We start from the raw sequence: 15,119 nt of genomic DNA on the forward strand, positions 1-15,119 counted from the left end.
ACGTCTTCGCGACATAATCGCCGGGAACCGCCCCGTCCCCTGCGATCGAAGTCCTGGCCGCCATGCCGCCCGTCTCCTCCTCCACCTTCCAGGCCGACCGGCGCGCCGGGCTCGACGACCGGCGGCGCGGGGCTCGCGGCGAGGCACTCCTGCGCTTTCGCGCGGCGGCCGAGGCCCATCCCGGCGACCGCTGGAACCGCAACGACATCGCCCTGGAGCTTCAGGCTCTGGACCGCCTCGACGAGGCGCAAGCCGAGGCCGAGACCCTCGCCGCCGAGGCGCCGGACTTCGCGCCGGCCCATCGCACGCTCGGCCTGATCGCCCGTGCCAAAGGCGAGACCGAGGCCGCTCTCGGCCATTTCGAACGGGCCGCCGCCTGCGACCCGCGCGACCTCTGGAACCGGCACGACGCCGCCGTGTCGCTTCGAACGCTCGGGCGAACGGAAGCCGCCGCAAGCGCCTTCCTCGCCGTCGCCGAAGGCACGCCTCTCGCCCACACGCTGCGGGCGCTCGGCGAGATCGCGCGCGAGGCCGGGCGGCACGACGAGGCGCTCGGCCTCCTCCAGACGGCGGCGCGGCTCGCCCTCGGCGATCCCTGGTTCCAGCTCGACCTCGCCACCGCCTTCGAACGCCTCGGCCGGCACGGCGAGGCCGAGACCGTCCACGCGCGTCTGCGCGACGCCCACCCGGGCTTCCTGCCCGCCTATCGGCGCGCCGCAGAGAACGCGGCCCGACGCGGCGATCCCGCTGCCGCCTGCGGCCATCTCGAAGCCGCGCTCGCTCTGGCGCCCGGCGATCTCGGCCTGAAGACGAGCCTTGCCGAGACGCTTCTGAAGCTCGGCCGGCTCGACGAGGCGGAGACGCGCTTCGTCGAGACGCTGATGCAGGCGCCCGGCGAGAGCGCCGCCTATCTCGGCCTTGCCCGCGCCGCCCGGCTTCGCGGCCTCCCCGATCTTGCGGCGGCGCATTTGAAGGCCGCGGAGGCCGTCGTCTCGTCGGACCCGCTGGCTCGGCTCTCCCTCTCCGCCGAATGGCTCGCCCTCGGCGAGCCCGCCCGCGCGCGCAGCCTCTATTCACGCCTCGACGCCGCGCCGGCAGCAAGCCTTCCCCACGTCGCCGAACTCACGACGCTCGTCCGACGCGCGGAAGGCCCCGCCGCCGCCCGCCGCCTCGTCGAGCGCGCCCTCGCGCTGCAACCCGACCACCCCCGCGCCCTGCTTCTCCTCGCCGACGACCATCGCGACCGCGGCCTCCTTTCGGAAGCGGACGCGCTCTACGACCGCGCGCTCGCGGCCAAGCCGGATCTCTACTGGGCCTTCGTCGGCAAGGCCGCCGTCGCCCGGGGCCTCGGCCGGCCCGGCGAGGCGACCCGCCATCTGGAGGCCGCCGAGGCGATCGACCCCGTCGAGGGTTTCGCCCGGATCGAGCGCGCCGCCGATCTTCGCAGTGCCGGACGCTTCGACGAAGCGCTGGCCCTCCTCGCCGCCCTTCCCCCCGGCTCGCCGCGACGCGCGCAGGCCGCCCTCGCGCGGGCGCAGATCGCGAGGGCCCAAGGCGATTGGAACGAGGCCTCGCGCCTCTTCGAAGCCGCCGCCCGAGCCTTTCCGGCCGAGACCGACGCGCTCGTCGAAGCCGCCGAGGATGCCTTTCGCAGCGGAGAGGACGCGCGCGCCAAAGCGCTTCTGGCGGAAGCTGCCGCAGCCGGCCCCGACCGGCCCGCGCGGCTCGAAGCCGAGGCCCGCCGCGCCCTCATCCGCGACGAGCCGGAGGCCGCGCTCGCGCTCTACCGAAGGTCGGAGGCAAGCGATCCGACGCGCCTCTTTCCCGCGCTCGCGAGCGCCCGCCTGGAGATCACGCTCGGCCGGACCGAAGAGGGCCTCGCCGCCTTCGACCGCGCCGCGGAACGCTTCGGCGGCCGGCCGGAGATCGTGCTCGCCAAGATCGAGATGCAGCGCCAGCGCGGGCTCGGCGAAATGGCCGACGCGCTTCTCTCCAAGGGACGGCGCGTCTTCCCCCATCATGCCGGCCTTCGCCTCGCCGACATCCACGCCCTCATCGAGGCCGGCCGCCACGACGAGGCCGAAGCCGCGCTGGACGCCCTTCCCACAACCACTCTGGCTGAAACCGGCCGCGTCGCCTTCGCCCGCTCGCTATCCCATGCCGCGCGCTTCGATCTTCCCGCCGCCATCCGCGAAGGCGAGACGGCCGCGCACCAGCTTCCGGGCGACGGCTGGGTGCTGAACCGGCTGATCCACGCGGCGCTCCTCCATCTCGATCTCGACCGCGCCGGCCGGTGCCTCGCCGATCTCGCGCGGCTGGAAGCGAGCGCGAACCGCCTGCGCGGCAAGTCCGCCAACCCGTCGCAGAGCCATTACGGACAGATCTTCGACGAGTTCCGGCTGGACGCGGACGCACTGGCCCAGCTCCAGGCGGCTCGCGATCTGCCCGACGCCGAAGCTCTGACGCGCGCGGCCGAGATCGTGCGCGAGCATCCCGGCAGCACCGCCGCCGCCATCCGGTTCTTCATCGCGCAGCGCCGCGCCGGCCGTCTCGACGCAGCCCCGGATGCGGTCAGCGCCGAAACGGCGATCCCGGCCTCGATCCATCAATATTGGAACGACCCGGAGCCGCCGCGCGATCTCGAACCCCTGATCGACAGCTGGCGCACGGCGCATCCGGGCTTTGCGCACCGGCTCTGGGACGACACGTCGGCGCGGGCCTTTCTCGAAAGCCTGCCCGATCGAAACATCCTTCTCGCCTATGACCGCGCGGTGGAGCCCGCGATGAAAGCGGATCTCTTCCGCCTTGCGCTGCTCGCGCGCCACGGCGGCCTCTATGCCGATGCCGACGACCGCTGCCGCCGGAGCCTCGCGCCGCTCCTCTGCGCCGGCTATGGGCTCGTCCTCTATCAGGAGGATCTCGGCTCGCTCGGCAACAATCTCATCGCCACCCGGCCGGGCCATCCGATCATCGAGCGCGCGCGCGATGGGGCGGTGGAGGCCGTTCTGCGCGGCGATGGCGACATTCTCTGGCTCTCGACCGGCCCCGGCCTTCTCACCCGCGCCGCCGCCGCCGTCCTCGCCGAGACGCCGGCGATGCTCGACGAGACGCTGATCCTCGACCGCCCGGCGCTCCTGGCGCATGTCGCGATCCACTGCCTCGCCGCCTACAAGGTGACGGAGCGCCATTGGAGCCGCACCGCCTTCGGCCGCGCGAGGCCGGCGGCAAAAAGCGCCTGACTGTCAGGCCGCGAGCGCGGGCCCGAGGCCGAGGGCCGCCGCCTGCGCCAGGAGCCGGCTGCGGATGCGCTGCGGCACCTGGCGGGCTGATTTGGCGCGCGGCCAGTCGAGCTCCGCCGCCGGCGCGCTTCCCTCGGGCAGCGCGGCGCGCTCCTCCCAATTGTCGAAGGCGAGGCGCTCGGGATTGTCGACGAAGCTCTCGGCCGGCGCGCCCTCCGCCAGGATCAGCGCATGCTCGGCCAGCTCGACATGGTGGTAGACGAGGACCTCCGGCACCTCGGTCTCCCGCGTGATCGAAAGCCCGTTTACCAGCGCGCTCGCATGGGCGAGGATGCCGTCCACGAAGAGCGCGTGGTCGGGCGAGACGAAGAGGTCGCGCGCCGGCACACCGTCGCCGAGCGCGCCGGCCCGGATGCGGATCGGATAGGCGCGCAGCGGATCGGCGAAGCGCGCGGAGAGCGTCTGCCGCCCGAGCCAGCGCACGGCAAGGCCCCGCCCATCCGCCAGCGTCACGAGATCGCCCGCCGCGAGCCGCTCCACGGGCACGGGACCGCCCGGCGTCGCGATCAGCGTGCCCGGCCGGAAGCAGACCGGCGCGGTCGGGGAGAAGCGCGTGGTGAGCGTGCCCCCGACCGACGACGTCGTCGTCCCGCCGACGCTGCCGCCCGCGCCTCCACCGAGCCCTAGAGGCGAGGAACCGGTGGAAGCGGTCGAGCCCGTCGACAGGCCGGAGGAGGTGGCGGAAGACGTGGACGCGCCGACATGCCCCGCCTCGGAGCCCGATGCCGCGGAGGTTCCGGCCGCGGCAGGCGTTCCGGCCGAGTTGGCGTTCGCGGCATCGGCGGCATTGCTGCTGCCGTTCGATGCGCCGCCGCCGCTCGTGCTCTGGCTTCCGCCGCCATCCGAGGCGCCCGCCTCGCCGCCGCCTTCACCCGAGCCTTCGCCCGAACCCGAGCCGCTCTCGCCGCCGCCGCCACTGCCGGATGCCGCCTCGCCGCCGCCTGCGGCGGCCGCCGCGGCCGTGCCGCCCTCGCCGGGCGCGCCGCCCCCGGCGCCACCCTCGCGCCCGCCGCCGCCGGACGATCCGCCGTCGCGCGCCGCCGTGGAGCCTGTCGAAGCGCCGCCGATGCCGCCGCCGCCGGTGCCCCCGGCCGAGCCGCCCGCAGCACCCGCGGAACCGCCCTGTGCGACGGAGCCTCCCGTGCCCGGACCGCGGGATACGGCGGCGGCCGAAGCGCCGCCGGCGGGGGCGGCCGAAGAACCGGCCTCGGACGCGCCGCCTTCGCTGGCCGCCTCGCTGGATGCCGCAGCCTCGCTCGCCGCACCCTCGGAGCCCCCGCCGTCGCCCTTCGAAGTGCCGGCGGCGCTGGCGGAGGAGGCGGTCGCGCTCATCGTCGTGGCGGAGGTCATGCCGCCCGCCATCATCGCGTTGGCGGCCCCCGCGCTCGCGCTGGCGCCGCCGTTGCCGCCGCCACTGCCGCCGCCGCGATCCTTGGACTCCGAGCCTTCCGAAGTCTCGTCGCCGGAAAGGTCCTCGTCCTCGTTCATCGCGCCGGCCTTGCCTGGAGGGTTGTCGCCTTGGAACCTTCAACCTCTCACGGCGACGCGAGGGAAGCGTTAAGCGGATGCTTCGCATTGCAGGCAATGATGCCGACGCGACCTCCAGTCCGGCGAAAGGCCGGTCGGCCACAGTGCCGGCCTCCGACCGATCCCGATCTTTGCGAGACCATGGACCCCACGACGGCAGGTCAGACGCTTCGACTCGACGATCGGGAGGCCCATGCCGGGAGCCTGACGCTCGCCGCGACGCGCCTGTTGCGCGCCGGGCAACCGCGCAAGGCCTTCGAGCTGGCCGACCGGCGCTGCCGCATGGACGCGCCCCCCGGACCGGCCGATCGCGCGATCCGGGCGCTCGCCGGCCGTCTCGCCGGCTGGCCCTTCTGGCAGGAGGATCTCGACGCCGCCCTCCGCGCCGACCCGCTCGATCCGACCGTCAACGCCACGCTCCTGCGCCTCGGCTCGCCCGCCGCGCGCCGCGAGGCCGCCCTTCGCCTGGTCGCCACGCCGGACGCCTCCGCCCATGCGCTGGAGGACGCGCTCGCCCATCTCTTCGAGGCCGGCGAGCGGGCGGCGCTTCGGCTCGACCTCGTCGACGACCGCCTCTCCGGCTGGATCGCCTGGACCGGGGCCGGGGCAAGCGTGCTCGAACTCGAAGGCCCCGGCGAGCCCCATCGCCTCGCGCTGACGCCGAGTGCTGCGGCGCTCCCTTTTCTGCCGCCGGGTTCGCAAGCCGCGCTGATCGAGACGCGCCTTCCCTTCGAGCGCGTGCGCCGCGCGGTTCTTCGCATCGACGGCGCACTCGTGGCGGAAACACCGCTCGTCGGCCGCAGCCGGCGGGGCGACGGCCCGCTGAAGGGCACGGCGCCTCAGACGGTGCCGCCGCGCGCGCCGCTCCTCGTGCTCGTCCCCGTCTACGAGGATTTCGAGGCCTCGGCCGCCTGTATCGAGGCCGCGATCGCCGAGACGGGCGGGCGCCCCGCGACGCGCCTTCTCGTCGTCGACGACGCCTCGCCCAATCCAGAGCTGGCCCGCCATCTTCGCGCCCTCGCGGAGCAAGGCCGGATCGAGCTGAAGCGCAACGAGATCAATCTCGGCTTCACCGGCGCCGTCCGCCGGGGGCTCGCCGAGGCGGGACAGTCCGACGTCCTCCTTCTCAACGCCGACGCGATCCTGCCCTCGGGCGCGCTCGATCGCCTCTCGGCCGCCGCCTATGGCGCGCCCGACATCGGAACGGTGACGCCACTTTCCAACAACGGCGAATATACGAGCTTTCCCCGCCCCGGCCTCGCCAACCCCGCTCTGCCGCCGGAGGAAGCCGCCCGCATCGACGCCGTTGCCGGGCGCCTCGACCCGTTCCCGGTCGATCTCCCGACGGGCACCGGCTTCTGCCTCTACCTGCGCCACGACGCGCGCGCGGCGGTCGGCGAGATGCCCTCGATCTACGGACGCGGCTATTTCGAGGACATGGAGTTCTGCCTGCGCGCCCGGGAGGCGGGCTTCAGGAGCGTCTGCGCCCCCTCGCTCTACGTCACCCATCACGGCTCGCTCTCCTTCGGCACGGAAAAGGCCGCGCTCGTCTCGAAGAACCTGCGCATCCTGCGCCAGCGCTTTCCCGCCACCCGCGCCGACTGCGCAGCCTATGTCGAGGCCGATCCCCTGCGGGCCGCCCGCGCCGCCATCGAGGCGGAGCTCGGCTTCGGTCCGTCGCTGCCGCTCCTCGTCGCGCGCGAGGGCGGCGCGCTCCTGCCGGTCCGCCTCGCCGATCACAGCGCCGGCGCGCTGCAGCTCCTCTGGTCCAGCGCAAGCGGCAGGCCCTCCGCCCGCCTTCTCGGCCCCGGCGGCACCGCGCCCCAGTCGCTGCGCTTCGGGCTCGACGAAGACGGCGCCGCCCGCCTCGGCGCCTATCTCGCCGCAGTTTCGATCGAGCGCATCGAGCTTCTCGGCGCAGATCCCCTTCCCCCCGGCCTTCTCGCCGCCCTCGGCTCCACCACTGCCGCGATCGACCTCGTCTTCGGCGACATCCCCCTCGGCGCGCACTCGCCCGAGGGCGCGCTCCTTGCGCCCTTCGCCGTCGCACAGACACGCCTCGCGCCGCGCCTGCGCCATGCGATCGCCGCCGAGACGCAGAGCTTCACCCTCCTGACGGAGGCCCCCGACCTGCCGGCGGGCATGAGCGTGGTCGACGCCCGTCCTGCGCCTGAGCCGGAGCCGGCAAGGCCTCGCAGCCGCCCGGCCGACGCCCCCGCCTCGCTCGGCCTTCTCTGCCCGCAGCCGATGCCGGGCGCCGACGCCTTCGCGCGAGCCCTCTCCGGCCTGCTCCATGTGAGGGCGCCGCTCGCGCGCATCGTCCTGCTCGGCCGGGCGATGGACGATCTGGGACTCATCGCGCGCGGCAATATCGCCGTGACCGGCGCCTTCGCCCCTCATGAGGCGGCCGATCTCCTCCGCCTTCTCGGCATCGACGCGCTCGTCCTTCCGCCGGCCTCGCCCTTTCTGGCAGAGGCCGAGCGGATGGCGTCGGCTCACGCTTTGCCGCTCGCCGCCGCTGACTGGACCTTCGGGCAGCTCCTGCCCGCCCCCTCCTCCCTCCTTCTGGATAGATCCGACCGTGACGCAGGAAACGCCCTCGCGACCGCCGATTGGTTCGCTCATCGCCTCCAAGCGGCGGCGGCGTGACGAAGGCGTCGGCCAGACGCCGCGCCCGCGCCCGCCCGTTCCCGCCACCGGCCTGCAGCTCACCCTGTCGCGCGCGGGCGAGCAGGCGTTCGAAGGCCATGCCTTCGATCCCGAAAAGCCGGACCACCGCCTGATCGTCGAGCTTCTCCTCGACGGCGAGCCCGCCGCCCTCCAGCGCGCCGAGAGCTTCGCGCCCGCGCTGGCCGGAATCGGCGACGGCTGCCACGGATTCCGCTTCGCCGTCGAGACCGATCGTCTCCAGCATCTCGGCCATGTCGGCGTGCGCATCGCCAATCTCGCGGAGAGCCCCGTGCGCAGCCTCGATCTGGCGAACGAGGCGCCTCTCGCCGCGCGCCATCCGGTCGGCGCGGTGTCCTGGCCGGGCGGCCTGCGCCTGACCGGCTGGGTCCGGCGCCCGGCGGACGGCGGCGCGCCCCCCCTCGTCGAAGCCTATCTCGACGGCGAGCGCATCGCCCATGCCTCGGCCGACGCCTGGCGCGAGATCGCGGAGGGCGGCGCGGCCTCGATCGAACCCGCCTTCACCCTGACCCTGCCGCGCTTTCTCGCCGACGGCGCCGCGCGGCGCATCGACGTGCGCCAGGGCGAGCGCGCTCTGTCCGGCAGCCCCGTGCCGATCCTCGCCTTCGCCGACGGCCTGGAGGCCGAACTGACGGCAAGGTCCGCGCTCCGCGACGAGGCGGCGCGCGCGGCGCTCTTCGACCTCGCCTGCCCCGACGCCGTGCCCTTCGGTGCCTTCGAGGCCTGGGACGCCCGCTTCTTTCCCGTGCCCGCCGGCCCCCGCCTCGCCAAGCCGCTCGCCGTCGCCGCGATCGGCGAAGCCACCGCCGGCCGCAAGACGCTGGACGCCCCCGCATCCTCGGGACAGGTCGGCGCCGTGCTCGCGCCCGACGGCGGCCCGACGCGCTTCGACGCCGGCGATCTCGTGCGCTTCCTCGAAGGTCCCGGCGCCTCCTGCCCCGTCATCGTCCTGGCACTGGCCGGAACGGTGCTTCGGCCCGGCGCCGCCGCGCGGCTGGCGGCGGCGCTCGAGGCCGATCCGTCCGCCGAAATCGCCTATGGCGACCTCCTTCTGGCAGGGCCCGACGGCCCGGCGACGCCGCTTCTTCTCCCGGCCTTCGACGAGGAGCGCTTTCGCGAGCAGGGCTCGGCGGCCTTCGCCTTCGCCATGAAGCGCGGCCCCGCGATCAAGGCCGCGCGGCGCGGCATCGCGGACCTCGTCCGCCTCTTCCTCGCCCCGCTCGAAGGCGGCGGCGGCCTCTCCGCCCATCTCCACCTGCCCGGCGCGGCCTTCGTCCTGCCGGAGTTCGACCTGCCCGCGCTGAACGAGGCCTTCGCCGAAGCGATCACGGCGCATCTTGCCGCGCGCGGCATCGCCGCCGACATCCACACCCGCCCGGAGACGAGCCTGCCCGCCATCCGCATCCGGCGCCGGAGCGCGGCCCGCCCCACGATCACCATCCTCCTCGACGCCGCGACATCGCCGGAGCCCGACATCGCCGAGGCGGTGGAGGCCCTGGAGGCCAGCCGATCGAAGGGCCGGGTGGAGCTTGTCGTCCTCGCGCGCGGCGCCGACGAGGTCTTGCGCGAGAAACTGAAGCTCGACGGCATCGCGCTTCTCGACGTCGAGCCGCGCGAGGGCTACGCCGCGCGGCTCGGCCGCGCCGCCGAGCCTCTGGAGAGCGACCTCCTCTGCTTCCTCGACGCGCGGCTGCGCCCGGAAGGGGCGGACTGGCTGGAGGAGATGGCGAGCCGCCTGGAGGACCCGCGCACCGGCGCGGTCGGCCCCGTCGTCACCTCGCCGCTCGGCGCAATCGTCGAGGCCGGCCTCGTGCTCCGGCCCGCCGGGCGCGCCGTGCCGGCCTTCCGAGACCGCATGGCGGGCGATCCCGGCACGGGCGACGCGCTGCATGTCGCCCGGCAGGTCTCCGCCCTCGGCAAGGCCTGCCTCCTCCTGCGCCGCACGGATTTCCTCGCCGTGGGCGGCTTCGATCCGCTTCTCTTCCCCCATTCGGGCGGGGAGATCGATCTCAGCCTGAAGCTGCGCGCGCTCGGCCGGCGGCTGGTCGTCGCGCCCGATGCGGCGCTCGTCCTCGCCTCGGACGTCCGCGAGACCGAAAGCCGCGCCGAGACGCGGCTTCGCGAGCGCGCCGAGCGCCTTCTCTTCGCGCGCTGGCCGGACGCCTTCGCTTCGGATGCCTTCTACAGCCCGCTGCTCGACCGGGGACCGGTGCCCTATTCCGGCCTCGCCTGGCCGCCCGGCCGCGCGCTCGCCAGACGCTCCACGCTCGCGCCCGCCCGTCCGATCCCGCCCGGCTGGTGAGGGGGGCGCGACCTGACGCCATCGGCGGCGGGTCGCTTCAGAGAGCGGAGATGCGGTCCTTGTTCTCGCCGAAGAGACCGAGGCCCGTCGCCCAGATCTCGGCGAGCCGCGTCCAGTTCATCGAGGCCGTTCCCTTGCGGCCGAGCGCAAAGCCGTGGCCCCCCGTCGCCACGCGGTGAAGCTCGACCGGAATGCCGGCCTTGCGGCACGCCTCGGCCAGGATCTGGCTGTTGCGGGCGTCCACGATCGGATCGTCCTCGGCATGGAGGAGAAAGGTCGGCGCGCCGCCCGGCCGCACATGGGTCTCCACCGACCAGGCGCTCGCCGCCTCCGGCGTCGGATGGAGGCCGATCAGCTGGCGGCGGCTCGACGTGCCGTCGAAGGGCGGCTTCAGCGTCACGACCGGATAGATCAGCGCGGCGAAGTCCGGCCGGGCGGAGGCCTTGTCCACCGCATCCATCGGCTGGTAGCTCGCCTCGCGCGCGCGCGCCGCGGCGAGCCCGAGAAGATGGCCACCCGCCGAAAAGCCGAGGAACCCCATGCGCGTGGGGTCGAGCCCGAGGGGCCGCGCCTGCGAGCGCATGGTGCGCAGCGCCCGCTGCGCGTCCTGGAGCGGCGCGAAGGGCCCGTCCGTCCAGCCCTCGCCGGGCAGGCGGTAGGTGAGGATGAAGGGCGTGACGCCGAGCCCGGCCAGCCACTCGGCCGCCGGCATCGCCTCGCCTGCTATGGAAATCTGCGTGTAGCCGCCGCCCGCCGCGATGAGGACCGCCGCCCCGTTCGGCCGTTCGGGCCGGATCATGTCCAGCGCCGGCTCGGCGATATGGCTGAGCGAGCCCCAGCGAAGCCCCTGGGGCGGGCCGGAGGGACCGCCGCCGCCGGGCATGCCGTTCGGCCAGAGCCTGATCGAGGAGGTCTGCATCTCCGCGCGCGCCGATCCGGTGAGGGCGAGGACGGCGGCCGCGCCCTGAAGGAAGGTTCTGCGGTCGAGCATGGCGAAGAAGACCGTTCGAGACCAGGGACCACGCGCCGCATTCGGCCCGCAAGTCCATGGTATTGCAGGAACCTTGTCCGGGGCGGGTGCAGCGCAACGGAAAAAGCGCCGCATCCGGGTCGTGTCGTGCTGTGCTAAGGCTGGCGCCGTGCCGCAGCGGTGCACGAGAGCGGAGCCCCGCATGTCCATTCGCAATCTCGACGCTCTCTTCGAGCCGAAGGCGATCGCCCTCGTCGGCGCCAGCAACCGGCCGGGTTCGGTCGGCGAGGTTCTGGCGCGCAACATCTTCGGCTCCGGCTTCAAGGGGCCGGTCATGCCCGTGAACCCGCACGAGCAGGCGATCCGCTCGACGGTGAGCTATCGCTCCGTCGCCGATCTGCCGACCGTCCCGGATCTTGCCGTCATCGCGACGCCGGCCCCCTCCGTCCCGGCCATCGTCGACGAGCTCGGCCGCCGGGGCTGCCGCGCGGCCGTCGTGATCTCCACGGGCTTTGCGGACGGGCGGCTGCGGCAGGAGCTGCTCGACGCCGCCAAGCCCCATCTCCTGCGCATCGTCGGGCCGAACTGCATCGGCCTGATCTCGCCGGCGGCGGGCCTCAATGCCAGCTTCTCGCACCTGACGCCGAAGGCCGGCGACATCGCCTTCGTCAGCCAGTCCGGCGCCATCGCGAGCGCGGTGCTCGACTGGGCCGACGTGCGCGAGATCGGCTTCTCCCATGTCGTCTCGGTCGGCGACATGAGCGACGTCGATATCGGCGATCTCCTCGACTATCTGGCGCTCGACGCCAAGACGCGGGCGATCCTCCTCTATGTCGAGAGCATCACCAGCGCCCGCAAGTTCATGACCGCGGCGCGCATCGCCTCGCGCACCAAGCCCGTCGTCGTCATCAAGGCCGGGCGCACCGATGCCGGCGCCCGCGCGGCCGCCTCGCACACCGGCGCGCTGGCCGGCTCGGACGCTGTCTACGACGCGGCCTTCCGAAGGGCGGGCATGCTGCGCGTCGGCTCGCTGCGCGAACTCTTCGAGGCGGTCGCGACGCTCGCCACCGGCATCCGCCCGCGCGGCGACCGGCTGGCGATCCTCACCAATGGCGGCGGCGCCGGCGTCCTGGCCACCGACACGCTCTCCGACTGCGGCGGGCGCCTCGCGCAGCTCTCGGAGGAAACGCTGCGGCGGCTGGGCGGCATTCTCCCGCCGGACGGGTCGCCCTCGAACCCGGTGGACATGCCGGGCGACACGCCCCCGGAGGTCTTCGCGCAGGCGCTCGCCGCCATTCTCGAAGACCCCGAGCAGGACGGCGTCCTCATCCTCAACTGTCCGCAGGCCGTGTCGGATGGCCTCGGCGCCGCCGAGGCGACGCTCGCCGCCGCCCGCACGCAAGTGTCGGGCGCCTCGCGCAAGGCCCCGCTCCTGACCTGCTGGCTCGGCGAGCGCGCGGCGCGCGGCGCCCGCCGCCTCTTCGCCGCCAACGGCATCCCGACCTACCAGACGCCCGACGAATCCGTGCGCGCCTTCATGCAGCTCGTCGACTACCGACGGAACCAGGACCTCCTGATGGAGACCCCGCCGGCGCTCGCGCCCGGCGTCTCCGACCTGTCCGAAGCCCGGCGGGTCGTCGAGACCGCGTTGGCGCAGGGGCGTCCCGTTCTGACCGAGCCGGAGAGCAAGCGCCTCCTCTCGGCCTACGGCATTCCCGTCGTGCGCACCGAGACCGCCCGCACGCCCGAGGAGGCGATGGAGCTTGCCGCCGCGATCGGCTTTCCCGTCGCCCTGAAGATTCTCTCCTCCGACATCACGCACAAATCCGAGGTCGGCGGCGTGCGGCTCGATCTCGACACGGCCGAGATGGTCGGCGAGGCCGCGCACCACATGCTGAAGCTCGTCGCCGAGCGCCAGCCGGCGGCGCGGATCGACGGCTTCACCGTTCAGGCCATGATCCAGCGGCCCCGCGCGCACGAGCTGATCGCCGGCGTCGCGACCGATCCCGCCTTCGGACCCGTGCTCCTCTTCGGCCAGGGCGGCACGGCGGCGGAGATCATCGCCGACCGCGCGATCGGCCTGCCCCCGCTGAACGAGCTTCTGGCGCGCGACCTGATCGGGCGCACCCGCGTGGCGAAGCTCCTCGGCGGCTATCGCGACCGGCCCGCAGCCGATCTCGGCGCCATCGCCTCGACCATGGTCAAGCTCTCGCAGATGCTGGCCGATTTCGACGAGATCGCCGAGCTCGACATCAACCCGCTTCTGGCCGACGAGAGCGGCGTCCTCGCGCTCGACGCGCGCGTCGTCCTGCGGCCGACCGACGACGGCGCGCACCGGCGCTCGCGCTTCGCCATCCAGCCCTATCCGAGCGAGCTGGAGGGCGTCGTACGCTCGCGCGGCGGCACGGCCTTTCACCTGCGTCCGATCCGGCCGGAGGACGAGCCGGGCATCATCCGCATGATCGAGGCCTCCGAGCCCAACGACATCCGCCTGCGGTTCTTCGCCTCGATCCGCAAGGTCGGCCATGCCTTCGCGGCGCGCCTCACGCAGATCGACTACAGCCGCGAGATGGCCTTCGTCATCCAGGCCGAGACCGGGCCGCATGACGACATTCTGGGCGTCGCGCGCCTCATCGCCGATCCCAACGAGGAGATCGCCGAGTTCGGCATCATGGTCCGCTCCGACCAGAAGGGGCGCGGCATCGGCTGGATGCTGATGCACACGATCCTCGCCTATGCGCGCAAGCGCGGCTTCGCGGAGATCTACGGCGAGGTCCTGACCGAGAACACGACCATGCTCGCCATGGCCCGCGACCTCGGCTTCACCCAGCGCTCCCATCCCGACGACGTCGGCCTGCGCAAGGTCGTCATCAAGCTCTGAGGCACCGGAGGGACGTGAGGGCGGCGACAGCCGCCCTCACCGGCGGATGCGGTTGCCGAGGATGTAGCCGAAGAGGCCCATGAGGATGATGCCGATCGCGCCCTGGAGCCCGACCAGGATATTGGCGAAGCGGCCGACGACGGAGAGGCCGATCTCCGGCGGGTTCGAGGTCATCATGTTGAGCGCGCTGTAGCTCAGGAGATCGACCACGTTGCGCGTCGCGCGGGGCGCGCCCTCCGGCACGAGTCCGCCGCTGATGCCGTAGAGCGCCGCGAAGACGAGGATCAGCATGACGAAGGCCCGCACGATCCGCGACATGCTCTCCCCGTAGTCGCAGAGCCATTCCACGAACCGGTCGGCCGCCCAGTGGTAACCCGAGACGAAGACCGTCTTCCAGGCCCGCTGCCGGAAGGCCGCGCGCGCCTTGGCGCCGGCGCCGAGACAGCCCATCTTGCGCCCGCGCTTGTAGGCCCAGCCCGCCTCCGCCTTGGCGCCGATGCTGGCGAAATTGGCTTCCAGCGCCGTGTAGCTGGCCTTGGCGCCCTCGTAGTCGCCCGCCACCTCCTCGCCGACCGCCCCGCCGAGCTGCTCGACGCGGATGCGGCAGCCCTCGATCCAGGCGCCGGCGAGCCGGATGTGGCGGAGCTGGCAGGTGGAGAGGTCCAGCCGCACGAGCTTGGTGTCGGAGAGATCGGCGCCGGTGAGATCGGTGCCCGACAGCGTCGCATTGGCGAAGACGGCGCCGCGCAGGCGCGACTTGGCGAGCCGCGTGCGCTTCAGGCTCGCCCCGGAAAAGTCGGAGAAGGTGAGATTGGCGTCCGAGAGGTCGGCCTCGTCGAGCCGGGCCTTGCGGAACGAGGTCCGGTCGGCATCCGCCCCGGCAAAGCTCGCGCCCCAGCCGTCCGCGCCCTCGAAGTCCGCTCCGTCGAGCAGCGCCTCCTGCAGCTCGGCGAAGCGCATGGAGGCGCCGCCGAATCTGGCGTCCTCCAGCATGGCGCGGCGGAAGATCGCCTGCCCCGCCACCGCGTCGCGAAACGAGGCGCCGCCGAAATCGCCGTCCGAGAAGTCCGCCTCCTCGATCAGCGCATCGTCGAGGCGCGCCAGCCGGCCGTTGGCGTCGGTCATCACCGCTCGCTTCAGATTGGCATGGGAGAGATCGGCGCCGGACAGATGGGCGCCGGCCATGTCGACATCGGCGAAATCGACGCCCTGCCAGCGCGCGTCCCACCAGAGCGGCGCCTCGTCGGTCTCTGCCAGCCGCGCCGCGATCACCGCGCCGCCCGCTTTCAGGCCCGTCAGCCGCAGCCCGGCGCCCGGCCTGTCCGCCGGCCGTGCCCCGCCGAGCCAGCCGAGAAAGGCCTCCAGCTTGGCACGCGGCGTCGGCTCGCTCGCCGCCACCACAACGACCGGCTCGCCTTCGTCCCGAACCGCGCTCACAAAAGCCGGCCTTCG

Annotated in this window: 7 protein-coding genes; 4 read left to right on the top strand and 3 right to left on the bottom strand. The window is 73.4% G+C overall.

The window, feature by feature from the left end:
- The first annotated feature begins 62 nt into the window (after nt 1-62).
- The gene (locus ASG62_RS04985; protein ID WP_056699712.1) at nt 63-3,239 is read left to right on the top strand and encodes a tetratricopeptide repeat protein; all 3,177 of its coding nucleotides are present in this window, start codon (nt 63-65) and stop codon (nt 3,237-3,239) included.
- Nucleotides 3,240-3,242: 3 nt separating this feature from the next.
- Here ASG62_RS04985 and ASG62_RS26210 read toward each other — a convergent pair whose 3' ends face one another.
- Entirely contained in the window at nt 3,243-4,787 is a 1,545-nt protein-coding gene (locus tag ASG62_RS26210) for a Hint domain-containing protein (RefSeq protein ID WP_056699715.1), read from the bottom strand.
- A gap of 180 nt (nt 4,788-4,967) precedes the next feature.
- Here ASG62_RS26210 and ASG62_RS04995 point away from each other — a divergent pair, with 180 nt between their 5' ends.
- Both ASG62_RS04995 and ASG62_RS05000 read left to right on the top strand, forming a co-directional pair.
- Nucleotides 4,968-7,475, top strand: coding sequence for a glycosyltransferase family 2 protein (locus tag ASG62_RS04995; RefSeq protein ID WP_056699718.1), 2,508 nt, complete (start codon nt 4,968-4,970; stop codon nt 7,473-7,475).
- The gene (locus ASG62_RS05000) at nt 7,408-9,816 is read left to right on the top strand and encodes a glycosyltransferase family 2 protein (protein ID WP_056699721.1); all 2,409 of its coding nucleotides are present in this window, start codon (nt 7,408-7,410) and stop codon (nt 9,814-9,816) included. Before ASG62_RS04995 ends, ASG62_RS05000 begins: the two co-directional genes overlap by 68 nt.
- Before the next feature lie 37 nt (nt 9,817-9,853).
- Here ASG62_RS05000 and ASG62_RS05005 read toward each other — a convergent pair whose 3' ends face one another.
- A complete protein-coding gene (locus ASG62_RS05005) occupies nt 9,854-10,807 on the bottom strand; it encodes an alpha/beta hydrolase (RefSeq protein WP_056699724.1) in 954 nt (317 codons plus the stop codon).
- A 181-nt stretch (nt 10,808-10,988) separates the two neighbouring features.
- Here ASG62_RS05005 and ASG62_RS05010 point away from each other — a divergent pair, with 181 nt between their 5' ends.
- Nucleotides 10,989-13,667, top strand: a complete 2,679-nt coding sequence (locus ASG62_RS05010) for a bifunctional acetate--CoA ligase family protein/GNAT family N-acetyltransferase (protein ID WP_056699727.1) — start codon at nt 10,989-10,991, stop codon at nt 13,665-13,667.
- 36 nt (nt 13,668-13,703) lie between these two features.
- On the opposite strand, the gene ASG62_RS05015 is transcribed toward ASG62_RS05010, so the two are convergent.
- The gene (locus ASG62_RS05015) at nt 13,704-15,104 is read right to left on the bottom strand and encodes a pentapeptide repeat-containing protein (RefSeq protein ID WP_244487690.1); all 1,401 of its coding nucleotides are present in this window, start codon (nt 15,102-15,104) and stop codon (nt 13,704-13,706) included.
- Between the last annotated feature and the right edge of the window lie 15 nt (nt 15,105-15,119).

Source organism: Aureimonas sp. Leaf427 (assembly GCF_001425485.1).
GTDB lineage: Bacteria > Pseudomonadota > Alphaproteobacteria > Rhizobiales > Rhizobiaceae > Plantimonas.